This is a genomic window from Maritimibacter sp. 55A14 (assembly GCF_003122205.1).
GTDB lineage: Bacteria > Pseudomonadota > Alphaproteobacteria > Rhodobacterales > Rhodobacteraceae > QEYE01.
On the sequence record NZ_QEYE01000004.1, the window covers coordinates 192,725 to 215,180 of the forward strand.

The following is a 22,456-nucleotide window of genomic DNA, read 5'->3' on the forward strand; positions in this document are numbered from 1 at the left end:
GCCGCCCGGTGTAAATGGCTGTGAGAGGTGGGCCGCCGTCTGCGCGTTGCGGAAACATGTCGCGGCGAGGGTGCGGGGCGGCACCGCTCGGACGATGGCGGTATTATCTTTCATCACTCGTATTTGGCTACAGCATGGCGTGGGATGTCAACGGCAATGCGGTGCAAATTTCCGTTGCCCGCGGCCGGGGGGACTCGCCGCACGGGCGGCACGCGTCAGCTTATGCGGAAGTTCTGGCCCAGATAGACGCGGCGCACGTTCTCGTCGCGCACCACCTCGTCGGTGGTGCCGCTCATCAGCACCATGCCGTCATGCAGGATATAGGCGCGGTCCACGATCTCGAGCGTTTCGCGCACGTTGTGGTCTGTGATCAGCACACCGATGCCGCGGGTCTTGAGTTGGGCGACCAGCGTGCGAATGTCGCCCACCGCGATAGGGTCGACGCCGGCGAAAGGTTCGTCCAGAAGCAGGTATTTCGGGTCCGACGCCAGGCAGCGCGCGATCTCGACCCGCCGCCGCTCACCGCCGGAGAGCGCCAGCGCCGGCGCGCGCCGCAAATGCTCGATCGCGAATTCCGAGAGCAGCTCTTCCAGCCGCTCCTTGCGTTGCAGCCGGTCCTTTTCGGTGATCTCGAGAATCGAGAGGATGTTGTCCTCTACCGACATGCCGCGGAAGATCGAGACTTCCTGCGGCAGATAGCCGATCCCCATGCGCGCGCGCCGATACATCGGCAGCACGGTCGCGTCCTGCCCGTCGATGACGACCGAGCCGCTGTCGGGCTGGATCAGCCCGGCGATGGCGTAAAAGCAGGTCGTCTTGCCGGACCCGTTGGGACCGAGCAGCGCCACCACCTCGCCGCGGTCGAGCGACAGGCTGACATCGCGGATCACCGGCTTGCGGCGGTAGCTCTTGCGCAGGTTGGAGACGCGCAGGCCCGCATCGCCATCAGCAACGGAAAGGCTGGGCTTGACGTTCATCCGTCGCTCTCCGGACGCAGGATGGTACGGACCGGACCCTGCATCGTGCCCTTGCCGGTGGCCAGATCCACGGTGAAGCGCTGCCCCGAGATCGCATTGGGTCCCTGGGTCAGCAGCACGTTGCCGGTCATCACGATGGTGCCCGCGTCGATGGAATAGACCGCCTCGTCCGACTCGGCCGCCTCGTCGAGATTGGTCACGACCACACCCCCGGTGGCGTGCATCTGGCTGATCCGGGTCCGCCCGGTTTCCGGGTCCTTGGCATAGATCACCCGCAGCCGTTCGGCCGCGAGGCGCATGTCGCCCTGCCCGACCCGCACATGCCCGCTGAAGAGCGCGTCGCCATCCTCCTGATCCACGTCGAGCTGATCGGCCGAGACCTCCACCGGAAGTTTCATGTCATGGCTCAGCGTGCCGAAGGGCACTTCCATGCCCTGCGCCCCGGCGATCGTGGCGCCGGCGGTCAGGGCGAAAGCTGCAAGGATGGTGCGGATCACGGACATGAACGGCCTGCGGGTCTGGAAATCACGGCTCGTATATCAGGTTAACGCCGTTCTTGAAAACAAGAACGTAGCGCGCGGGTTCTCCCGGTCTGCGGGTAAGCTGCATTTGACCGGCCGTGATGCGCCCCGGCGGGCCCGAAGCGCGCACTTTGCCGGCGCTTTCGAGCCGGGTTTCGTCGAGATAGGCGAAGATCACGTCGGTCTGCGCGTCGTAACCGGCGGAGGAGACCAGATCGACCTCGCCCGAGAGCCGCACAAGCCGCGTGTCGAGGTCGAGCGTGCCCTCCCGTGCGGTCACGTCGACCACCGCGCCACCGGGCGTCGTGAGCTGCGCGGTCAGCCGCTCGGCCTGGAGCATCGACGGATTGGCCGGATCGGGCGACAGTGCGTCGGCCGTCACCCGGATCGCGCTGCCGTCCGTTGTCACCCCGGCATAATCGGGCGCGCCGACCTGCTCGCCGCGGGATTTCTCGGCGATCTCGACATCGGAATAGGGGATCTCCAGCCCGTCGCGGTCCGGCCGCGAGAAGAGGAACAGCGTGGAGAGAAGCGCCAGTGCGAGGATCGGCAAGGCCACCTTCACCCAGGCGATGAAGCGGGAATAGGCGTTGTCGGCGCGGGCCATGACTGTCAGGCGACCCCGGCGCGCAGGCAGTCATGGATATGCAGAATGCCTTCGGCGCGGGTTCCCGTGGCGTTGTCGGTGACGAAGAGACAGGTGATTTTGCGCGCATTCATCAGCGCGACGGCCTCCTCGGCAAGTTGGTCGGCGGCGATGGTCAGCGGGCTGGCCGTCATCACCTCGGCGGCGCTGTGGGTCAGCAGCCCATCCATGTGGCGGCGCAAGTCGCCGTCGGTCACGACCCCGACGAGCGCGCCGTCAGCGTCCTGGACCCCGGCCACGCCGAAACCCTTCTGGCTCATCACGAGCAGCACATCGGGCATTGGCGTGTCCGCGGCCACCAGCGGCACTTCCGCGCCCCGGTGCATCAGGTCGCCCGCCTTGGCCAGCCGCGCGCCCAGCTTTCCGCCGGGATGGAAGTCGCGGAAATCGGCGGGGGTGAACTGGCGGTGCTCCATCAGCGCGATGGCCAGCGCGTCGCCCAGCGCCAGCGTCATGGTGGTCGAAGTGGTGGGCACGATGCCGGTGTCGCAGGCTTCCGGCGCCTCCGGCAGCAGGATCGCCACATCCGATTGCACCAGCAGCGTGCTACCGGCGCGGCCCGCCACGCCGATCAGCGGAATGCCGAAGCGCCGCGTATGGGCGATGATGTCGGAAAGCTCCGGCGTCTCGCCTGAATTCGACAGGACCAGCGTGACATCCCCGCGCGACAGCATTCCCAGATCGCCGTGGCTGGCCTCGGCGGGGTGGACGAAATGCGCGGGCGTACCGGTGGAGGCCAGCGTCGCCGCGATCTTGCGCGCGATATGGCCGGACTTGCCCATGCCCGACACGATAACCCTGCCCCGCGCCTCCAGCATCAACCTTACGGCTTGGGTGAAGCTTTCGCCCAGCGCGTCGGCCAGCAGGACCAGCGCATCGGCCTCGCGCTTCACGACACGGCGGCCGGCAGTCAGGAGTGTTTCATCTGTCATCGCGGTCAGCATACGCCCATTCTAGTGGGCGAAAATGTCCATGTCGGGCCAGCCGGCAAGATCCAGCCGGGCGCGGGTGGGCAGGAAGTCGAAACAGGATTGCGCCAGGTCCGTGCGACCCTCGCGCTCCAGCCGGGCGTCGAGTTCCGCCTTCAGCCGGTGGAGGTAGAGCACATCGGAGGCCGCATAGTCCATCTGCGCGGTACTGAGTTTCGCCGCGCCCCAGTCGGAGCTTTGCTGCTGCTTGGAGATATCGACGCCGAGCAATTCCTGAAGCAGGTATTTCAGCCCATGCCGGTCGGTATAGGTGCGCACCAGCTTGGAGGCGATCTTGGTGCAGTAGACCGGCGTCGCCAGCTCTCCGAAGGCGTGCAGCAGCACGGCGATGTCGAAGCGTCCGAAATGGAAAAGCTTGAGCACCTGCGGATCGGCCAGCATCCGCGCCAGGTTCGGCGCCGAGGTCTGGCCCTTGGCGATCTGCACCAGATGCGCGTCGCCGTCGCCGCCCGAAAGTTGCACCAAGCAGAGCCTGTCGCGATGCGGGTTCAGGCCCATCGTCTCGCAGTCCACGGCCACGATGGAACCGAGGGTCAGACCGTCGGGCAGGTCGCCCTGATGAAGATGGTTTGTCACGTCAATCCCTCGTCTCTGGCCGGACCGGAGGAGGGATATGGTGCCCAGGAGAGGACTCGAACCTCCACGTCCATACAGACACCAGCACCTGAAGCTGGCGCGTCTACCAATTCCGCCACCTGGGCCGGTGTCGTGAGAGCGGCGTTTACAGAGCCGCGCGGGCGGTGTCAACGGGCCTTGAGGCGCGATCTTCAGAATTGCGCCTTGTCCGGTCCGGCCACGGCGGGTATTCCCTTGGGGGACAGGCTTCAGGAGGGTTCCCCATGTCGAAACTCGTCACCATTTTCGGCGGCTCGGGCTTCGTCGGACGCTACATAACCCAGCGTCTGGCCCATGAGGGATGGCGGGTGCGCGTCGCGGTGCGCCGCCCCAACGAGGCAATCTTCGTGCGGACCTATGGAGATGTCGGCCAGGTGGCGCCGGTTTTCGCCAATATCCGCGATGACCACACCACCGCCGAGGTGATCCGCGGTGCCGATGTCGTCATCAACTGCGTGGGCATCCTTTCGGAAACGAGCCATCAGAAATTCGACACGATCCAGGCCGAGGGCGCGGCACGCATTGCGAGGCTTGCCGCCGAGGCCGGGGTCGAACGGATGGTCCATATCTCAGCCATCGGCGCGGATGCCGAGAGCAACAGCGCCTATGCCCGGACCAAGGCCGAGGGCGAAGCGGCGGTGCTGAAGCATTTCCCGCAGGCGGTGATCCTGCGCCCTTCGGTAATTTTCGGGCCGGAGGACCAGTTCTTCAACCGCTTCGCGCAGATGTCGCGCTTCTCGGTGATGTTGCCGCTGGTGGGGGCCGAGACGCGGTTCCAGCCGGTCTATGTGGACGATGTTGCCCATGCCGCGGCCAAGGCGGCGCTCGGCCGGGCCGCGCCCGGCATCTACGAGCTCGGAGGGCCGGACGTGGCCAGTTTCCGCGCCCTGATGCAGAAGATGCTGGGTATCGTGGGCCGCCGCAGGCTGCTGGTGGGTCTGCCCTTCTGGGCGGCGTGGATCATGGCGCGGATGCTGGGCGCGGTGCAGTCGGTCACGCTGGGGCTCTTCCACAATTCGGTGCTGACGGTCGACCAGGTGCGCCAGCTCCGCCGCGACAATGTGGTGGCCGAGGGCGCACGCGGTTTCGCCGATATGGGGATCGAGCCCACGGCGATGGACGCTGTGCTGGAGAGCTATCTCTACAAGTACCGCCCGGCCGGCCAGTACACCGCGCTTCAGGCCTCGGCCCGCAACTTCAGGGTCTGACGGGCCGCGCCCAGCGCGCCAGGACCGCCGCGATATCCTGCGCCTCGCGTTCCTCGCCGGGCCGCGCGCCGCCGGGTGTGCGCGACAGGCGCGGCGCGGCCTGCGGTTGCCAGACGCCGCCGGGCGCGGGAAAGCTGCCGCGCGCCGCGTTATGCGGGTGGTGGCGCGCCTCCGCCAGGCTCAGCACCGGCGCGGCGCAGGCGTCCGTACCTTCCAGCAGTGCCGCCCATTCGTCGCGGGTTTTCGTGGCGAAGACCTCCGCCAGCCGGGCGCGCAGATGCGGCCAGCCCGCTCGGTCGTGCTGTGGCGGCAGGTCGGCGTCGCCCAGCCCCAGCCGCGCCAGAAGCTCGGCGTAGAATTGCGGCTCCAGCGCGCCGACGGCCATATGGCCGCCGCAGGCGCATTCATAGCTGGTATAGAACGGCGCCGATCCGTCCAGCAGGTTCGACGCACGCCGGTCGGACCAGAGCCCCGATTGCAACATGGAATAGATCATCGTGGTCAGATGAGCCGTGCCATCCGTGATAGCGGCATCCACCACCTGTCCCTGCCCTGAACCGCGCGCCTCCAGAAGCGCGCAGACCATGCCGAAGGCCAGGTACATCGCGCCGCCGCCGAAATCGCCAAGCAGGTTGAGCGGCGGCACCGGCGCCCCTGCCCCGCCGATGGCGTGCAGCGCCCCGGTGATCGCGATATAGGTGATGTCGTGGCCGGCGCTCGTGGCTAGCGGCCCGTCCTGGCCCCAGCCGGTCATCCGCCCGTAGACGAGGCGCGGATTGATACCGGCCACCGCGTCCGGCCCCAGCCCCAGCCGCTCCATCACGCCGGGGCGGGCGCCCTCGATCAGCGCGTCGGCATGGGTCAGCAGCTCGCGCGCCTGCGCCAGCCCCTCCGCCGATTTCAGGTCAAGCGCCGCGAAACCGCGCCCGCGGTTGAGCAGGTCGACCTCCTGCGGGATCAGCGGTTTCGCGTTCGGCCGTTCGATCCGCAGCACCTCCGCGCCCATGTCGGCCAGCAGCATCGCCGCGAAGGGCGTCGGGCCCAGCCCCGCGAACTCGACGACCCGGATGCCTGCGAGCGGCCCGCTCATGCCGCGCTTCCGCCATAGGCCAGCGCCAGCAGCGCGATGCCAAGGATCACCCGGTAGATCACGTAGGGCGTAAAGCTCACCCGGTCGAGAAATCGCATCATCAGCGCCAGCGCGATATAGGCCGCGCCGAAGGCCAGCACCGCCGCGATGCCCGCCGTCGCGACCAGTTCCGCCCCGGCATCGCTGCGCGCCACGTCGAGCGCCAGCAACCCGCCGGTGGCCAGCGTGATCGGGATCGACATCAGCATGGAAATGCGCGTGGCGTCGTGACGCTCATACCCCAGCGCCCGCGCGCCGGTGATGCAGATGCCCGAGCGCGACACGCCGGGGACGAGCGACAGGACCTGCCACAGGCCCAGCTTCACCGCGTCGCCGCCGGACCAGTCGGCGGCGCGCTGCGACTGCGCGCCCAGATGGTCCATCGCCCAGAGCAGCAGGCCGAAGAGGATCATCGTCCAGCCGATGATGCGCACGTCGCGCAGGTGCTCGGCCCAGCCCATCACCGCAATGGTCCCGCCGACGAGCACCGCAGGCACGGTCGCGACGACCAGGTTGCGGGCCAGCCGGACATCGGGCCGGTGCATATGGCCCCGCGCAAGCCCGCCCAGGCCGCGCAGCGCGAGCATCGAATCACGCCGGAAATAGAGGATCACCGCGAGGATCGAGCCCAGATGCACCGCGACATCGAGCGCCAGCCCGTCCTTCGTGGTTCCACCAAGCTGATGCAACAGCGCCAGATGCGCGGATGAGGAGATCGGCAGGAACTCGGTAATGCCCTGAACGACAGCTAGAATAGCGATGTAGAACAGGGACATGGGCGGGCTTTCTGATTCTTCTGACGCCAAGCTAGCGGCGAGGCGCGGAAATGGAAGGATGGATATAGGTCAGCACATATGATATTTTTTCTTCAAATGCGCGACCTCAGGAGTCCGAGAAGGTAAAATTTTCTGTATTTATGTCAGCAATACTGTCTTTTATTTGAGACGGCCGCAGAGTACACCTGCGCGGCGTCACCAGTGAGGGAGGTCTGGTAGATCATGGCAAAGCAGCCAATGCTGAAATTCGTGACCCTGGGCAAGGAAATGCCCGAAAAACGGCCGGCCAAAAAGCGGTCGCACGATTTCAATGAGATCTATGGCGAATACGCGGACCAGAAGGCCCGCGAGCAGGCCGGGCGGTGCAGCCAGTGCGGCGTGCCTTATTGCCAGACGCATTGCCCATTGCACAACAACATCCCCGACTGGTTGCGCCTGACCGCCGAAGGGCGGTTGCAGGAAGCCTACGAGATGTCGCAGGCGACCAACACATTTCCCGAGATCTGCGGGCGTATCTGCCCGCAGGACCGGCTCTGCGAAGGCAATTGCGTGATCGAGAAGTCGGGCCACGGCACCGTGACGATCGGGCAGGTGGAGAAATACATCACCGACACCGCGTGGGAAGAAGGCTGGGTGCAGCCCATCGCCCCCGCCGCGGAGCGCCCCGAAAGCGTGGGCATCATCGGCGCGGGTCCCGGCGGGCTGGCGGCGGCCGACCGGCTCCGCCGCGCCGGCGTGCAGGTGACGGTCTACGACCGCTACGACCGTGCCGGCGGGCTGATGACCTATGGCATTCCCGGCTTCAAGCTGGAAAAGCAGGTCGTCATGCGCCGCAACGAACAGCTCGAACAGGGCGGCGTGACCTTCCGGCTCGACTGCAATGTGGGTGAGGATATCGCTTTCGACGAAATCTTCGGCACGCATGACGCGGTGATCGTCGCCACCGGCGTCTACAAGTCCCGCGACCTTGGCGGGCCGGGGGCCGGGCTGGGCAATATCGTGCGCGCCATCGACTATCTGACCGCCTCCAACCGCAAGAGCTTTGGCGACGACGTTCCGGAATTCGACAGCGGCGCGCTCGACGCGGAGGGCAAGCGCGTCGTCGTCATCGGCGGAGGCGACACGGCGATGGACTGCGTGCGCACCGCGATCCGGCAGGGCGCCACCTCGGTCAAATGCCTCTACCGGCGGGACCGCGCGAATATGCCCGGCAGCCAGCGCGAGGTCGCCAATGCCGAGGAGGAGGGCGTCGAGTTCGTCTGGCTGACCGCGCCCAAGGGCTTCACCGGCGACGATACGGTGACGGGTGTGCGGGTGGCCAAGATGCGGCTGGGCCAGCCCGACCAGACCGGGCGCCAGACCCCGGAGGAGATCGAGGGCGCGGATTACACGGAACCCGCCGAACTGGTCATCAAGGCGCTGGGCTTCGAGCCCGAGGAGTTGCCGAAGCTCTGGGATGTACCGGAACTCGAAGTGACGCGCTGGGGCACGGTCAAGGCCGATTTCCGCACCCATGCGACACAGATGGACGGCGTGTACGCGGTGGGCGATATCGTGCGCGGCGCGTCGCTGGTGGTCTGGGCGATCCGCGACGGGCGCGAGGCGGCCGATGCGATCCTGGAGCGGTTCGCGACCGCGGCGGTCGCGGCGGAGTGACCGGGGGATGGGGGGCGCTGCCCCCCGTCCCCGCCGGGCGGGGACTCCCCCCGGAGTATTTGAGGAAAGATGAAGCAGGGGGCAGCCCCTGCGCCGTTCGGGAAAGGGCGGAGATATGACGAAACATGACGTGACCTGGACCGCGGCCGAGAAAGAACGCCGCGCCTATATGGCGGAACATTCGCTCTACCGCGCCGAGGACGAACACGCCTCCTGCGGGGTTGGGCTGGTCGTTTCGATCGACGGCAAGCCGTCGCGCAAGGTCGTGGAGAACGGCATCGACGCGCTGAAGGCGGTGTGGCACCGCGGCGCGGTGGATGCGGACGGCAAGACCGGGGACGGGGCGGGCATCCATGTCCAGATCCCGGTGCCCTTCTTCTACGACCAGATCCGCCGCACCGGGCACGAGCCGCGCACCAATCAGCTCATGGCGGTGGGTCAGGTCTTCCTGCCGCGCACCGATTTCGGGGCCCAGGAAACCTGCCGGACGATCGTGGAATCCGAGGTTCTGCGCATGGGCCACACGATCTATGGCTGGCGCCATGTGCCCGTGGATACGTCCGTGCTGGGCGAGAAGGCCAACGCCACGCGCCCGGAGATCGAGCAGATCCTGATCTCCAACGGCACGCGCGTGGACGAGGAAACCTTCGAGCGCGAGCTTTACGTGATCCGCCGCCGGATCGAGAAGGCCGCCGCCGCCGCGCTGGTGCCCAGCCTCTACCTGGCATCGCTGTCGTGCCGGTCGATCATCTACAAGGGCATGATGCTGGCCGAACAGGTCGCCGAATTCTACCCGGACCTGAAGGACGAGCGCTTCGAGAGCGCCTTCGCCATCTATCACCAGCGCTATTCCACCAACACCTTCCCGCAATGGTGGCTGGCCCAGCCGTTCCGGATGCTGGCCCATAACGGCGAGATCAACACGCTCAAGGGCAACCTGAACTGGATGAAGAGCCACGAGATCCGCATGGCTTCCAACGCCTTCGGGGATTTCGCGGAGGACATCAAGCCGATCGTGGCCAACGGATCGTCGGATTCGGCGGCGCTCGATTCGGTCTTCGAGGTGATGGTGCGGGCCGGGCGCAACGCGCCGATGGCCAAGACGATGCTGGTGCCCGAGGCGTGGTCGAAGACCGCGGGCGAACTGCCGCAGCCCTGGGTCGACATGTACAATTACTGCAACGCGGTGATGGAGCCCTGGGACGGGCCCGCCGCGCTGGCGATGACCGACGGGCGTTGGGTGACGGCGGGACTCGACCGCAACGGGCTGCGGCCGATGCGCTATGTCGTGACCGGCGACGGCCTGCTGATCGCGGGCTCCGAGGCCGGCATGGTACCCGTGGACGAGAGCATGGTGAAGGAGAAGGGCGCGCTCGGCCCCGGTCAGATGGTGGCGGTGGACATGGCCGACAGGCGGCTTTACCACGACCGCGAACTCAAGGACATGCTGGCCGCGGCGCAGCCCTTCGGCGACTGGGTCGGCCGGATCATCGACCTGGAGACCGAGATGGCCGGGGTCGCCGAGACCGCGCTCTTCTCCGGTGGCGAGTTGCGCAAGCGGCAGATCGCGGCGGGCTATTCGGTGGAGGAGTTGGAGCAGATCCTCGCGCCGATGGCCGAGGACGGCAAGGAAGCCATCTCCTCGATGGGCGACGACACGCCCTCGGCGGTTCTGTCGTCGATGTACCGGCCGCTGTCGCATTACTTCCGGCAGAATTTCAGCCAGGTCACCAACCCGCCCATCGACAGCCTGCGCGAGTTCCGCGTGATGAGTCTGAAGACGCGGTTCGGCAACCTCAAGAACGTTCTGGACGAGGACAGCAGCCAGACCGAGATCCTGGTTCTGGACAGTCCCTTTGTGGGCAATGCCAAATTCGCCGAGATGGTCAGGCATTTCAACGACTCGGTGATCGAGATCGACTGCACCTTCCCGGTCGATGGCGGGGAAGGCGCGCTGGCCGAGGCGCTGGCGCGGGTGCGCGCGGAGGCCGAGGACGCGGTGCGTTCCGGCGCCGGGCATCTGATCGTCACCGATGAGCGTCAGGGCCCGGACCGGGTGCCGATGCCGATGATCCTGGCCACCAGCGCGGTCCACAGCTGGCTGACGCGCAAGGGTCTGCGCACCTTCTGCTCGCTCAACGTGCGATCCGCGGAATGCATCGACCCGCATTATTTCGCCGTGCTGGTCGGCGCGGGCGCGACCACGGTCAACGCCTATCTGGCGCAGGACAGCATCGCCGACCGGATCGAGCGCGGGCTTCTGGAGGGCAGCCTGACCGAGAATGTCGCGCGCTTCCGCACCGCGATCGATCAGGGCCTGCTGAAGATCATGTCGAAGATGGGGATCTCGGTGATCTCCTCCTATCGCGGCGGGCTGAATTTCGAGGCCGTCGGGCTGTCGCGCTCGATGGCGGCGGAGTATTTCCCCGGCATGCACAGCCGGATTTCCGGCATCGGGGTGAGCGGCATCCAGAAGAAGGTGATGGAGGTTCATGCACGCGGCTGGAGGGGTGGCCAGGACGTGCTGCCCATCGGCGGGTTCTACAAGCAGCGCCGGACCGGAGAGAAGCACGCCTGGGAAGCCCGCAGCATGCACATGATGCAGTCGGCCTGCGACCGGGCGAGCTACGATCTGTGGAAGCAGTATTCGCAGGCGATGAACGCTAATCCGCCGATCCATCTGCGCGATCTGCTGGACATCAAGCCGCTGGGCCGTCCGGTACCGCTGGAAGAGGTCGAGAGCATCACCTCGATCCGCAAGCGTTTCGTGACGCCGGGCATGAGCCTGGGCGCGCTGAGCCCCGAAGCGCACAAGACGCTCAACATCGCGATGAACCGGATCGGCGCGAAATCCGACAGCGGAGAGGGTGGCGAGGATCCCAAGCATTTCACGCCCGAGCCCAATGGCGACAACCCCAGCGCCAAGATCAAGCAGGTGGCCTCGGGCCGGTTCGGCGTGACCGCCGAATACCTCAACCGCTGCGAGGAGCTGGAGATCAAGGTGGCGCAGGGCGCCAAGCCCGGCGAGGGCGGACAGCTTCCGGGCATGAAGGTGACCGACCTGATCGCCAAGCTGCGGCATTCGACGCCGGGCGTCTCGCTGATCTCGCCGCCGCCGCATCACGACATCTACTCGATCGAGGACCTTGCGCAGCTCATCTACGATCTCAAACAGATCAACCCGCGCGCCAAGGTGACGGTGAAGCTCGTCTCCTCCTCCGGGGTGGGCACGATCGCGGCGGGCGTGGCAAAGGCCAAGGCCGACGTGATCCTGATCTCGGGCCATAACGGCGGCACCGGGGCATCGCCCGCGACTTCGATCAAATATGCCGGCCTGCCCTGGGAAATGGGCCTGACCGAGGCGCATCAGGTGCTGGCCATGAACAACCTGCGCGAGCGGGTGACGCTGCGCACCGATGGCGGGTTGCGCACCGGGCGCGACATCGTCATCGCCGCGCTGATGGGGGCCGAGGAATACGGCATCGGCACAGCCGCGCTGATTGCGATGGGCTGCATCATGGTGCGCCAGTGCCAGTCCAACACCTGCCCGGTGGGCGTCTGCACCCAGGACGAGCGGCTGCGTGCGAAGTTCACCGGCACCGCCGACAAGGTGGTCAACCTGATCACCTTCTACGCCCAGGAGGTGCGGGAGATCCTGGCCTCCATCGGCGCGCGGTCGCTGGATCAGGTGATCGGGCGGGCCGACCTGCTGACGCAGGTCAGCCGCGGCGCGGCGCATCTGGACGATCTCGACCTGAACCCGCTCCTGATCACCGTCGATGGCGCGGAACGGGTGCGTTACGACCGCGGCAAGGAGCGCAACGCGGTGCTCGACACGCTCGATGCCGAGATCATCGCCGACGCCGAACCCTTCTTCAAGGACGGCGAGAAGATGCAACTCTCCTATGCGGTGCGCAACACCGACCGCACGATCGGCACGCGGGCCTCGTCGCATCTGGTCAACCGGTTCGGGATGCGCAACACGCTGCAGCCCGACCACCTGACGGTGAAGCTGTCGGGAAGCGCCGGCCAGTCGCTGGGCGCGTTCCTTGCGCCGGGGCTGAAGCTGGAGGTCGCGGGCGACGCCAACGACTATGTGGGCAAGGGCCTGTCGGGCGGCACAATCGTGGTTCGCCCGCCGCTCAACAGCCCGCTGGTGGCCGAGGAGAACACGATCATCGGCAACACGGTGCTCTATGGCGCCACGGCCGGGCGGCTCTTCGCTGCGGGGCGTGCGGGCGAACGCTTCTGCGTGCGCAATTCCGGTGCGCAGGTGGTGGTGGAGGGCTGCGGCTCGAACGGTTGCGAATACATGACCGGCGGCAGCGCGGTGATCCTGGGCTCGATCGGTGCGAATTTCGGCGCCGGGATGACCGGGGGCATGGCCTTCCTCTATGACCCCGACGGCATCGCGCCCGACAACATGAACATGGAAACGCTGGTGACCTGCCCGGTCTCCACGGTCTATTGGGAGGCCGAACTGCGGGAGATGGTCGAGGCGCATGCCGCCGAGACCCGGTCGCGCAAGGCGGCCGATATTTTGCAGCACTGGGAAGTGGAAAAGGCGCATTTCCTCCAGGTCTGCCCGCGCGAGATGCTGCCGCATCTGGTTCACCCGCTGGGCATCGAGGAGGAGGAGAAGCGCGCCTGACCGCAGGGGCCAGAGATGAAAATCCGCGCCGCCGGGTGGCCGCGCCGGGTTCCACCTCGCCCGCGGCTGCTTTAGGAACGGGGTATGGTGGCCAGGGCAGGCAAGAAGGCGGCGGCGCGCAAGACGCGCAAGACGCGGCGGCGGCCGCTGCGGGCGGCGCTGCGCTTTGTCTGGCGATGGGCCTGGCGCGGCGCGGCGGTGGCGTTCGCATTGGTGGCGGGGCTGGCCCTGCTTTTTGCCTTGGTGAACCCGCCGCGCGGCATCTACATGCAGGCCGAAGCCTTCCGGCTGGGCGGGATCAGCCGGGACTGGGTGGCGCTGGAGGATATCTCGGCCCATCTGCCGCGCGCGGTCGTGGCCGCGGAGGACGCGAATTTCTGCCTGCATTGGGGCTTCGACATGGCGGCGATCCGCGAGGCCATCGCCGAGGGCGGCCGGCGCGGGGCCTCGACGATCAGCCAGCAGGCGGTCAAGAATGTCTTCCTGTGGCACGGGCGAAGCTGGCCCCGCAAGGCCCTGGAGGCGCTGATCACGCCGCTGGCCGAGGCGGTATGGACCAAGCGGCGGATGCTGGAGATCTATCTCAACGTGGCGGAGTTCGACGAAGGCGTTTTCGGGGCCGAGGCGGCGGCGCGGCATTATTTCGGCGTCGCGGCGGCGAACCTCACGCTGACGCAGTCGGCGCGGCTGGCGGCAGTGCTGCCGGACCCCAAGAACCGCTCCGCCGCGCGACCCTCGGCCTGGCTCCGGCAGCGGGCAGCGGCCGTCCGCTCGGGCGCCGAGACGATCCGGGCCGATGGACGCGCGGCCTGTTTCGAGAGTTGAATTGTCGCCGCCGACACGGCAAAGACAGGACAGGTCCCCCAGCGAACGGAGCAGAGCAGAGATGATCCGCCTTTACCACGTGCCCCTCTCGCCCTTTTGCCGCAAGGTCCGGCTGGTCCTGGCCGAAAAGAAGCTGGAAGCGGAACTGGTGGAGGAGCGCTATTGGGAGAAGCGCACCGATTTCCTGCAACTCAACCCGGCGGGCAAGGTGCCGGTGCTGCGTGCCGACGGGCTGACGCTGGGCGAGAGCCAGGCGATCTGCGAATACCTGGACGAGAAGCATCCCGAACCCGCGCTGATGCCGCGCGGTGCGGCGGCGCGGGCCGAGGTGCGGCGGCTCTGCTTCTGGTTCGACGACACGTTCCACAGCGAGGTGACGTCGAAGCTGCTCTACGAGAGGGTCAACAAGAAGGTGATGGGGCAGGGCTATCCGGATTCGAAGAACGTGAAATCCGGGGCGCAGCGGATCAAGTTCCATCTCGATTACATGGGCTGGCTCCTGGACAAGCGGCGCTGGCTGGCGGGCGACGTGATGACCCTGGCCGATTTCGCGGCCGCCGCGCATCTGAGCTGTCTCGACTATATCTCGGACGTGGATTGGCGGCGGAGCGAGGCAGTCAAGGACTGGTACGCGAAGATCAAGTCGCGTCCGGCCTTCCGTGGGCTGCTGGCCGATCAGGTTCCGGGCTTTCCACCGCCCGCGCATTACGCGGATCTGGACTTTTGAGCGGGGGGCCGTCTGCCCCCCGCGCCCCCCGAGAATATTTCGATCCAGAGCAAGGGGGGGAGGCGCTGAAGGCGCGGCTCGTTGCACAGGCGAAGGCGGAAGGCTTCACCGACGCGCGGGTAACCGGACCCGACGCGATACCGCAGGCGGCGGCGCGGCTGGCGCGTTTCGTGGCACTGTGGCGCCACGGGCAGATGGGCTGGATGGCCGAGCGCATGGGCAGGCGCGGCGATCCGCGCGCGCTCTGGCCCGCGGCGCGGTCGGTGGTGATGCTGGCCGAAAGCTACAGCCCGGCGGAGGATCCGATGGCCGTGCTGGCGCGGCGGGACCGCGGTGCGGTGTCGGTCTATGCGCAGGGGCGCGACTACCACGATATCGTCAAGAAGCGGCTGAAGCGGCTGGGGCGCTGGCTGATCGCCGAGGCGCCGGGCGCCGAGATCAAGGTCTTCGTGGACACCGCGCCGGTGATGGAGAAGCCGCTGGCGGAGGCCGCCGGGCTGGGCTGGCAGGGCAAGCACACGAACCTGTTGGGCCGCGGGCTGGGCAACTGGTTCTTCCTGGGCGCGATCTTCACGACGCTGGAACTGCCGCGCGATGCGCCGGAACGGGAACACTGCGGGTCCTGCACACGCTGCCTGGACATTTGTCCGACCGACGCCTTTCCCGCGCCGTTCGAGCTGGATGCGCGGCGCTGCATCTCCTACCTGACGATCGAGCACAAGGGCCCGGTGGACGAGGCGCTGCGGCCCAAGCTGGGCAACCGCATCTATGGCTGCGACGATTGCCTGGCGGTCTGTCCCTGGAACAAATACGCCGCCGCCGCGCATGAGACACGCTATGCGGCGCGGGACGATCTGGATGCGCCGCGGCTGGCCGATCTGGCGGCGTTGGACGACGCGGGCTTCCGCGCAAAATTCTCGGGTTCGCCGATCAAGCGGATCGGGCGCGACAGGTTCCTGCGCAACGTGCTCTACGCGATCGGGAATTCCGGCGATCCGTCCCATCTGGACCGGGTGGACGCTCTGACGCAGGAGGCCGACCCGGCGGTGGCCGACGCAGCGCGCTGGGCGGCGGCGCGGTTGAGGAGGCGGACATGACGGGCACGCTTCTGACTTTCGGGTACGGATACAGCGCGCAGGCGCTGGGGCGGCGCCTGCTGGCCGAGGGCTGGCGCGTGATCGGCACGACGCGCAGCCCCGAGAAGGCCGCAGACCTGGCCGCCGGCGGGGTGGAACCGCTGGTCTGGCCCGGCGGGGAGGTCGGCCCGGCCCTGGCGGCGGCGCGCCATCTGCTGATTTCCGCGGGGCCGGGAGCGGACGGGGATCCGGTGCTGGCCCGGCTGCGCCCGCAGATCGCGGCGGCGGCGCCGGGGCTGGCCTGGGTCGGGTATCTCTCGACCACGGGGGTCTATGGCGATCACGGGGGCGGCTGGGTCGACGAGGCGACGCCAGAGGCGCCCAGCACGCGGCGCGGGCGGGCGCGGGCCGAGGCCGAGGCGGAGTGGCAGGCGCTGGCCGCCGAGACCGGCCTGCCGCTGCACATTTTCCGCCTTGCCGGCATCTATGGTCCCGGCCGCGGCCCCTTCGCGAAAGTGCGCGCCGGCACGGCCCGGCGCATCATCAAGCCCGGCCAGGTCTTCAGCCGCATCCATGTCGAGGATATCGCACAGGCGCTCCGCGCTTCGATGGCCCGGCCCCGGCCCGGCGCGATCTACAATATCTGCGATGACGAGGCCGCCCCGCCCGAGGACGTGATCGCCCTTGCCGCGGAGCTTCTGGGCCTGCCGCTGCCCGAGGCGGTGCCGATCGAGCAGGCCGGCCTGTCGCCGATGGCGGCGAGCTTCTATTCCGAATCGAAACGTGTCCGCAACGACCGGATGAAACGGGAACTGGGGGTGGAATTGCTCTATCCCGATTACCGGGCGGGACTGGCGGCGCTCTTGCGGGACGAGGAGAAGGCGCGGGGCTGAACGAAAAAGGCAGCGGCCTCGCGGTCGCTGCCCCTGTTTCAGATGCTGCGCCGCGTCTCAGTCGGCGATGGCCACCGCGGCGGCGACCAGGACGATCGCGAGCACCGGCAGCAGGATGCCGGCACCGGCGGAGGAGCTGGTTTCCTCGGCGATCACCTCCGGCTCCATGACCGGCTCGGCGATGTTGCCCGCGAAGGCGCTGGTGGTTGCCAGCGAAAAAGCGGCGGCAAGAGCAATGCGTTTCATTTCGTTGTTTCTCCCAGAAAACACCTGAATGCTTCCGGGATCGCTCGCGGCCGCATCAGGCACCCATATCCGTACCTCGTGATGCGCTTTATGCAGCAAAAACCGGGAAAGGCAATTGGCCTTTCGCCACAGGATTGACACAGTTCAGACGCGAGTTGTCAAATCAGCAACACCTGCGTCCCGACCCGTGTCAGGCCGAAGAGTTCGGCAATGTGCTCGTTGTATAACCCTATGCAACCATTGGATGATCTGCGCCCGATCTTCCGCGTGTCGTGGGTGCCATGGATGCGGTAATAGGACCAGGAGAGATAGAGCGCATGCGTTCCCAGCGGGTTGTCGGGACCGGGCGGAACATAATCGGGCCATTCCGGATTGCGCGCCTTCATTGACGCGGTCGGACGCCAGTCCGGTCCCACCACCTTGCGCACGACCTTGGTGCGCCCGCGCCGCGTCAGTTCCTCGCTCATCGGCACGCTGGACGGGTAAAGCTTGTAGACCGAGCGGTCCTCGGACCAGAAGTGAAGCGCCCGCGACGTGGTATCCACGAGGATCGCGCCGCCGCGCAGGTTGGAGAAGAACGGCCGCCAGTCATAGGTCCGGAAGCTGGAAATGTTGTGCCGCACGATCTTGCCGACATCGGCTTCCATTTCGGTGCTGCCAGTGGCCAACGCCGGGGTGGCCAGACCGGCCGCCGTGCCGGCGCCGAGACCCAGGGCGAAACTGCGACGGGTCAGGGTGATCGGTGATTTCTTCATACCTGATACTCCGCGATCGAGAATGCAACACGCCTAATCTATGTCCTTTGCGCCTCAGTCGCAAATCAAACCGGCAAGTCGCCGCGCTCCGGGCGACGCATCGTTTGAACCGGCCCGGCGAACCCGCTATGGGTGGCCGGGTGAATTCTCCACAGGTGAACGACCTATGCGCAGAGCTTTTCTTCTTGTCCTTGTCGCGGCCTTCGGCCTTGCGGCCTGTACCCCCGCGCCCGAACCGGCAAGGCTCGGCCCCGACGGCAAACCGTTGCCGGAGATCTTCGAGATCAGCGATCGTGACGTGTCGCGCATCCAGTTCCGGATGCTCGATTCGGTCAACGCGCTGCGGTCCGCCTCGGGACTTCCGGAACTGGGCTACGACATCCGGCTGAACGCCGCCGCGGAAACCCATGCGCGCGACATGTCGGTGCAAAACCGGCCCTGGCATTTCGGCTCCGACGGGTCGTCGCCGATCGACCGGGCACAGCGCGCGGGCTATCCGGGGCAGTTGCTGGGCGAGAACATCTCGGAGACCTACGAGGACGATGTGACCACGCTTGCCGCCTGGATGAAAGAACCGGCCACGCGGGACGTGATCATGGACCCCAAGGCGCGCGACATGGGATTTGCCTGGTTCCAGGAACCGAACGGCAAGATCTGGTGGACGCTTGTCACCGGCGGGCCGCGGAAGGTACCCGGCGGGACGAGCTGAGCCTCAGGGGTATATGTCGATCACGGTGCCCAGTCGCACCATCGCGTAGATATCCTCCATCTCGTCGTTCGTCACCGAAATGCAGCCTGCGGTCCAGTCGGGGCCGGTGCGCGGGCCCAGGAGCGCTTCGGCATTCGGGCGTCCGTGGATGAAGATATCCCCGCCAGGGCTCTTGCCGGACTTGCGGGCATAGACGACATCCTGGACATTCGGATAGGAGATGCCCAGCGACAGGTGGAAGCTGGAATTCGGATTGCGCCGGTCGATGAAATAGCGCCCCTCCGGCGTCTTGCCGTCGCCCTCGAACTCCTTGTGGCCCTCGGGCGCGAAGCCGAGATCGAACTCGAAGTGGCGGATCACCTGATCCTCGTGCCACAGATACATCCGGCGCGAGGATTTATGGACCGAGATCCGCGTGACCTCGGGTCCGTCATAGGTGCGGAACTTGTCGGCACAGCCCGACAGCGCCAGCGTCAGCGTGCAGCAGAGCGCGATCACGAAATGTCGCATATCCCTCGCCTGTATTCGTTTCTTCTTCTTGGCCGACAGTATACGCGAAATCGCGGCGCGGCGGAATCACCTTGTGGTGCGCAGGACGCGCGGCGTTTCAGCCCGGCAATCCCGCCTCGGCGGCGATCTCGGCCCGGCTCTTGCGGGCGCGTTCGGTGGCCGATTTGAGCTGCCCGCAGGCGGCCATGATGTCCTCGCCGCGCGGGGTGCGGATCGGCGAGGCGTAGCCGGCCTTGTAGACGATGTCGGCGAAGGCCTCGATCCGGGCCCAGTCGGACCGCTCATAGGGTGCGCCGGGCCATTCGTTGAACGGGATCAGGTTGATCTTCGCGGGGATGCCGGCGATCAATTGGACCAGCCGGCGCGCATCGGCGTCGCTGTCGTTGACGCCCTTGAGCATCACGTATTCAAAGGTAATCCTTTCGGAATTCGAGAGCTTCGGATAGGCGCGCAGCGCGTCGAGCAGCGTGGCGATGTTCCAGCGCCGGTTGATCGGCACCAGCTTGTCGCGCACCGCGTCGGTGGTGGCGTGGAAGCTGACCGCCAGCATGCAGCCGATCTCGGCCCCGGCACGCGCGATCTCGGGCACCACGCCGGAGGTGGAGAGCGTGATGCGCCGCCGGCTGAGGCTGATGCCTTCGTTGTCCATCACGATCTGCATCGCGTCGCGGACATTCTCGAAATTGTAGAGCGGCTCGCCCATGCCCATCAGCACGACGTTGGACAGGAGCCGGGTTTCCACCTTGGGATTGCGCCCCGGCGCGGGCCATTCGCCCAGGTCGTCGCGCGCGACCATGATCTGTCCGACGATCTCGCCCGGAGTGAGGTTGCGCACCAGTTTCTGCGTGCCGGTATGGCAGAAGGAACAGGTCAGCGTGCACCCCACCTGGCTGGAAATGCAGAGCGTGCCGCGGTCCTCCTCGGGGATATAGACGGTTTCGACCTCGTGCCCGCCGCTGATCCGGAGCAGGTATTTCCGGGTTCCGTCGGCGGAGACCTGGCGCGACACGACCTCGGGCAGCGCGATGCAGAAATGTGCCGCCAGCAGGGCACGGTACGCCTTCGAGAGATTGGTCATGGCGTCGAAATCGCGCACGCCCTTCTGGTAAATCCACTGCCAGAGCTGCGCGGCGCGCATCTTGACCTGCTGCTCCGGTGTCCCGGCGGCGCGCAGCGCCTCGGCCAGCGCGGGCCGGGTCAGGCCAACGAGGTTCATGCGGCCGGTTTCCTCCGGCTTGCGGGGGATCGTGACGAGATCCTGCGTGATCGGCGCGGATGCGGGCATGATTGCGGACTCCGGTGGAACAGGGGCGCGGCATACACGATTCCCGCCCCCGTGCAAAGCGGGCAGCACCGGCCGGCCGCGACCGCCGTCAGTTGGAGCAGCGGCTTTCGGCCTCGTCGAGCGCGGCGGTCACACCCATCAGCGAGAAGGTGTCCTTGGTGGTGGTCCCGCGCGATGAGATGCCGGTGGCGACAGCCTCGGCCCCGGCGCGCATCGAGGTCAGGATCTTGCGGTCGTCGTCCTTGGAAGCGGGCCAGGCCCATTCGCCATCCGTGAACATTTCGTAGGTGTCGTCGCCGATCTGAAGGCTGACGGTGGAGCCGTCCCGGAACGGATAGCCGCCGGTGAACGACACCTCGCCCTTGACCTCCTTGCCTGGCCGGTAGGACACGAAGAGCAGGATGTCGCCGCGCCGCACGGCGACGGTTCGCCCGTCCTTGCTGTTCACGGTCTGCTTGGGGCTGGAGACGATCCAGCATTCGGTCGGCTCGTCTTCGACGAACACGCTCCAATCCGTCTTGGCCGCAACCCGGTTGTCTGATTCGCTCTGCGCAGCCGCGCCGCCCGCGGATACCGCCAGCGCCGCGCTGAAGATGGACATGGCCACCCATTTCATCATGTGATCCACAGCCTCCTGCTGTCTCTGCCTCATGTCGCACCGCCCTTATGTCGCGTATTGTTATGGGGCGGCAATTGGTCGTTTTTCCGCTTCGGCGGAGTTTAGCTGACATCCGCCCTTGTTTTCCACCCCCGATTGCGGAATTTCGCGCAAGGTGAAGGCTGGAAAAAGCAGGAGGAGAGGCCATGACGGATGCGGAGATCCTGGTGGAGGTATGGCGTGGGCCGCTGGCGGAATCCGTGCATCGCGGCCATGCCGTGATCTGCGATGCGTCGGGCGCGATTCTGGAAGCATGGGGCGACCCGGAAAAGACCATCCTGCCGCGTTCCTCGGTCAAGATGCTCCAGGCGCTGCCGCTGATCGAGAGCGGGGCGGCCAAGACGGCCGGGCTGGGCGACGAGCATCTGGCGCTGGCGTGCGCGTCGCATCAGGGCGCGGCGATCCATACCGACTGGGTGGCGCGTTGGCTGGCCGATCTGGACATGTCGGAAGCCGACCTGCGCTGCGGCGATCAGGTTCCCGACGATCGCGCGGCGAAACACGCACTGATCCGCGCCCACGGCGAACCGTGTCAGCTTCACAACAATTGTTCCGGCAAACATTCGGGCTTCCTGACGCTGACGCGGCACCTCGGCGCCGGGCCGGAATATGTCGAGCCCGACCACCCCGTGCAGCGCGCGGTGCTGGAAGCGTTCGAGGAGATGACCGGCGAGACTTCGCCGGGATACGGCATTGACGGCTGCTCGGCCCCGAATTTCGCCTGCAGCATGACCGGGCTGGCGCGCGCGATGGCACGAATGGCCGCGGGCGAGGCGTTGGGCGGCAAACGTGGCGAGGCCGCGCAGGCGCTGGTCGCGGCGATGCGCGCGCATCCCGATCTGGTGGCCGGGGAAGGGCGCGCCTGCACCGAACTCATGCGCGCGATGGACGGCCGCGTCGCGATCAAGACCGGCGCCGAGGCCGTGTTCACCGCGATCCTGCCCGAGAAGGGTCTGGGCATCGCTGTCAAGATCGAGGATGGCGGCGTGCGCGCATCGGAATGCGTGATCGCGGCGCTGCTGGTCAGGCTGGGCGTTCTCGACGCCGCGCACCCCGCCACAAAGGGCAGGCTCGACGTTCCGGTGACAAGCCGGAGGGGCATCCCGGCTGGCACTGTTCGGGCCTCGGACGCGCTGCGCCGTTCCGGCGGGTTGCCCGCACTGGGCTGAGTGTCAGCCGCGCACCACGAAGACCGACACCTTGGCATGCGAGGCCAGGTAGCCTGCGTTCGAGGCGAAGATACGCTCGGCTATGCCGGGCACGTGGCTGGCCATCACCACGAGATCGAAATCGTTGCCCTCGACAACTTCTTCGAGGATGTCGTCCTTGTCGATCGCGGGGTCATGGCTGACCTTGGAGATATGGCCGATCTCGACGCCGGTCTCCTTGGACTGCGCGGCGGCGAATTCGGCGAGCTTGCTTTCGTATTCTTTCGGGTTGTGGGCCACCGCACTGGGCTGCGGGTTGGTGACGCCGACAAAGGTCAGGGACGCATCGTGGGCCTTGGAAAGTTCGGCAGCCGTCTTGATCGCCTTGCCGAGCTGGTCGGTATGACGCAGATCGATCGGAACCATGATCTTGTTGTACATTATGTTCTCCTCTCT

General features: G+C 66.8%; 22 protein-coding genes and 1 tRNA gene. 9 read left to right on the forward strand and 14 right to left on the reverse strand.

Annotation, left to right across the window (positions count from 1 at the left end; genetic code table 11):
• Window positions 1–215 precede the first annotated feature (215 nt).
• The 6 genes from lptB to DDZ14_RS05245 all read right to left on the reverse strand — a co-directional run bounded on the left by lptB (window position 216) and on the right by DDZ14_RS05245 (window position 3,834).
• Complete coding sequence (lptB, locus tag DDZ14_RS05220; RefSeq protein WP_109423882.1) at window positions 216–977, reverse strand: LPS export ABC transporter ATP-binding protein; 762 nt, start codon at window positions 975–977, stop codon at window positions 216–218.
• Window positions 974–1,480, reverse strand: a complete 507-nt coding sequence (locus DDZ14_RS05225) for an LptA/OstA family protein (protein WP_109423883.1) — start codon at window positions 1,478–1,480, stop codon at window positions 974–976. The genes lptB and DDZ14_RS05225 overlap by 4 nt, the downstream gene beginning before the upstream one ends.
• Before the next feature lie 22 nt (window positions 1,481–1,502).
• Window positions 1,503–2,105: an LPS export ABC transporter periplasmic protein LptC gene (gene lptC / locus DDZ14_RS05230; protein ID WP_109423884.1), complete on the reverse strand. Its 603-nt coding sequence runs from the start codon at window positions 2,103–2,105 to the stop codon at window positions 1,503–1,505.
• A 5-nt stretch (window positions 2,106–2,110) separates the two neighbouring features.
• Window positions 2,111–3,076, reverse strand: coding sequence for an SIS domain-containing protein (locus DDZ14_RS05235; RefSeq protein WP_109423929.1), 966 nt, complete (start codon window positions 3,074–3,076; stop codon window positions 2,111–2,113).
• A 21-nt stretch (window positions 3,077–3,097) separates the two neighbouring features.
• Window positions 3,098–3,709: a ribonuclease D gene (locus tag DDZ14_RS05240; protein ID WP_109423885.1), complete on the reverse strand. Its 612-nt coding sequence runs from the start codon at window positions 3,707–3,709 to the stop codon at window positions 3,098–3,100.
• 38 nt (window positions 3,710–3,747) lie between these two features.
• A tRNA-Leu gene (locus tag DDZ14_RS05245) sits at window positions 3,748–3,834 on the reverse strand.
• Between the two features lie 138 nt (window positions 3,835–3,972).
• Here DDZ14_RS05245 and DDZ14_RS05250 point away from each other — a divergent pair.
• Window positions 3,973–4,956 carry a complex I NDUFA9 subunit family protein gene (locus DDZ14_RS05250; protein WP_109423886.1) on the forward strand — a complete coding sequence of 328 codons (984 nt, stop codon included), beginning with the start codon at window positions 3,973–3,975 and terminating at the stop codon, window positions 4,954–4,956.
• On the opposite strand, the gene DDZ14_RS05255 is transcribed toward DDZ14_RS05250, so the two are convergent.
• Window positions 4,946–6,046, reverse strand: coding sequence for a CaiB/BaiF CoA-transferase family protein (locus DDZ14_RS05255; protein ID WP_109423887.1), 1,101 nt, complete (start codon window positions 6,044–6,046; stop codon window positions 4,946–4,948). The genes DDZ14_RS05250 and DDZ14_RS05255 overlap by 11 nt on opposite strands.
• Window positions 6,043–6,861 carry an undecaprenyl-diphosphate phosphatase gene (locus tag DDZ14_RS05260; protein ID WP_109423888.1) on the reverse strand — a complete coding sequence of 273 codons (819 nt, stop codon included), beginning with the start codon at window positions 6,859–6,861 and terminating at the stop codon, window positions 6,043–6,045. The genes DDZ14_RS05255 and DDZ14_RS05260 overlap by 4 nt, the downstream gene beginning before the upstream one ends.
• A gap of 222 nt (window positions 6,862–7,083) precedes the next feature.
• Here DDZ14_RS05260 and DDZ14_RS05265 point away from each other — a divergent pair, with 222 nt between their 5' ends.
• The 6 genes from DDZ14_RS05265 to DDZ14_RS05290 all read left to right on the forward strand — a co-directional run bounded on the left by DDZ14_RS05265 (window position 7,084) and on the right by DDZ14_RS05290 (window position 16,689).
• Window positions 7,084–8,517 (forward strand): NAD(P)-dependent oxidoreductase, encoded by a 1,434-nt coding sequence (locus tag DDZ14_RS05265; protein ID WP_109423889.1) that lies wholly within the window; start codon window positions 7,084–7,086, stop codon window positions 8,515–8,517.
• Window positions 8,518–8,632: 115 nt separating this feature from the next.
• The gene (gene gltB / locus DDZ14_RS05270; RefSeq protein ID WP_109423890.1) at window positions 8,633–13,168 is read left to right on the forward strand and encodes a glutamate synthase large subunit; all 4,536 of its coding nucleotides are present in this window, start codon (window positions 8,633–8,635) and stop codon (window positions 13,166–13,168) included.
• 84 nt (window positions 13,169–13,252) lie between these two features.
• The gene (mtgA, locus tag DDZ14_RS05275) at window positions 13,253–13,993 is read left to right on the forward strand and encodes a monofunctional biosynthetic peptidoglycan transglycosylase (RefSeq protein WP_109423891.1); all 741 of its coding nucleotides are present in this window, start codon (window positions 13,253–13,255) and stop codon (window positions 13,991–13,993) included.
• Between the two features lie 61 nt (window positions 13,994–14,054).
• Window positions 14,055–14,720, forward strand: a complete 666-nt coding sequence (locus DDZ14_RS05280) for a glutathione S-transferase family protein (protein WP_109423892.1) — start codon at window positions 14,055–14,057, stop codon at window positions 14,718–14,720.
• 65 nt (window positions 14,721–14,785) lie between these two features.
• Window positions 14,786–15,817, forward strand: a complete 1,032-nt coding sequence (queG, locus tag DDZ14_RS05285) for a tRNA epoxyqueuosine(34) reductase QueG (RefSeq protein WP_109423930.1) — start codon at window positions 14,786–14,788, stop codon at window positions 15,815–15,817.
• Window positions 15,814–16,689, forward strand: a complete 876-nt coding sequence (locus DDZ14_RS05290; protein ID WP_109423893.1) for an SDR family oxidoreductase — start codon at window positions 15,814–15,816, stop codon at window positions 16,687–16,689. Before queG ends, DDZ14_RS05290 begins: the two co-directional genes overlap by 4 nt.
• A gap of 57 nt (window positions 16,690–16,746) precedes the next feature.
• Here the strand turns inward: DDZ14_RS05290 and DDZ14_RS05295 are convergent, their stop codons facing one another.
• Both DDZ14_RS05295 and DDZ14_RS05300 read right to left on the reverse strand, forming a co-directional pair.
• A complete protein-coding gene (locus tag DDZ14_RS05295; RefSeq protein ID WP_109423894.1) occupies window positions 16,747–16,935 on the reverse strand; it encodes a hypothetical protein in 189 nt (62 codons plus the stop codon).
• Between the two features lie 158 nt (window positions 16,936–17,093).
• Window positions 17,094–17,690 (reverse strand): L,D-transpeptidase, encoded by a 597-nt coding sequence (locus tag DDZ14_RS05300; protein WP_109423895.1) that lies wholly within the window; start codon window positions 17,688–17,690, stop codon window positions 17,094–17,096.
• A 166-nt stretch (window positions 17,691–17,856) separates the two neighbouring features.
• Between DDZ14_RS05300 and DDZ14_RS05305 the strand changes: the two genes are divergently transcribed.
• On the forward strand, window positions 17,857–18,399 hold the full coding sequence (locus DDZ14_RS05305) for a CAP domain-containing protein (protein ID WP_109423896.1): 543 nt from the start codon (window positions 17,857–17,859) through the stop codon (window positions 18,397–18,399).
• A gap of 3 nt (window positions 18,400–18,402) precedes the next feature.
• Here the strand turns inward: DDZ14_RS05305 and DDZ14_RS05310 are convergent, their stop codons facing one another.
• The 3 genes from DDZ14_RS05310 to DDZ14_RS05320 form a co-directional block, all read right to left on the reverse strand.
• On the reverse strand, window positions 18,403–18,909 hold the full coding sequence (locus DDZ14_RS05310; protein WP_109423897.1) for a murein L,D-transpeptidase family protein: 507 nt from the start codon (window positions 18,907–18,909) through the stop codon (window positions 18,403–18,405).
• A gap of 97 nt (window positions 18,910–19,006) precedes the next feature.
• Window positions 19,007–20,194, reverse strand: coding sequence for a 23S rRNA (adenine(2503)-C(2))-methyltransferase RlmN (gene rlmN / locus DDZ14_RS05315; protein WP_109423898.1), 1,188 nt, complete (start codon window positions 20,192–20,194; stop codon window positions 19,007–19,009).
• 88 nt (window positions 20,195–20,282) lie between these two features.
• Entirely contained in the window at window positions 20,283–20,813 is a 531-nt protein-coding gene (locus tag DDZ14_RS05320; protein ID WP_109423899.1) for an invasion associated locus B family protein, read from the reverse strand.
• Window positions 20,814–20,998: 185 nt separating this feature from the next.
• Here DDZ14_RS05320 and DDZ14_RS05325 point away from each other — a divergent pair, with 185 nt between their 5' ends.
• Window positions 20,999–22,021 carry an asparaginase gene (locus tag DDZ14_RS05325; RefSeq protein ID WP_109423900.1) on the forward strand — a complete coding sequence of 341 codons (1,023 nt, stop codon included), beginning with the start codon at window positions 20,999–21,001 and terminating at the stop codon, window positions 22,019–22,021.
• A 3-nt stretch (window positions 22,022–22,024) separates the two neighbouring features.
• Here DDZ14_RS05325 and DDZ14_RS05330 read toward each other — a convergent pair whose 3' ends face one another.
• Window positions 22,025–22,441 carry a universal stress protein gene (locus tag DDZ14_RS05330; protein WP_109423901.1) on the reverse strand — a complete coding sequence of 139 codons (417 nt, stop codon included), beginning with the start codon at window positions 22,439–22,441 and terminating at the stop codon, window positions 22,025–22,027.
• Window positions 22,442–22,456: the final 15 nt, after the last annotated feature.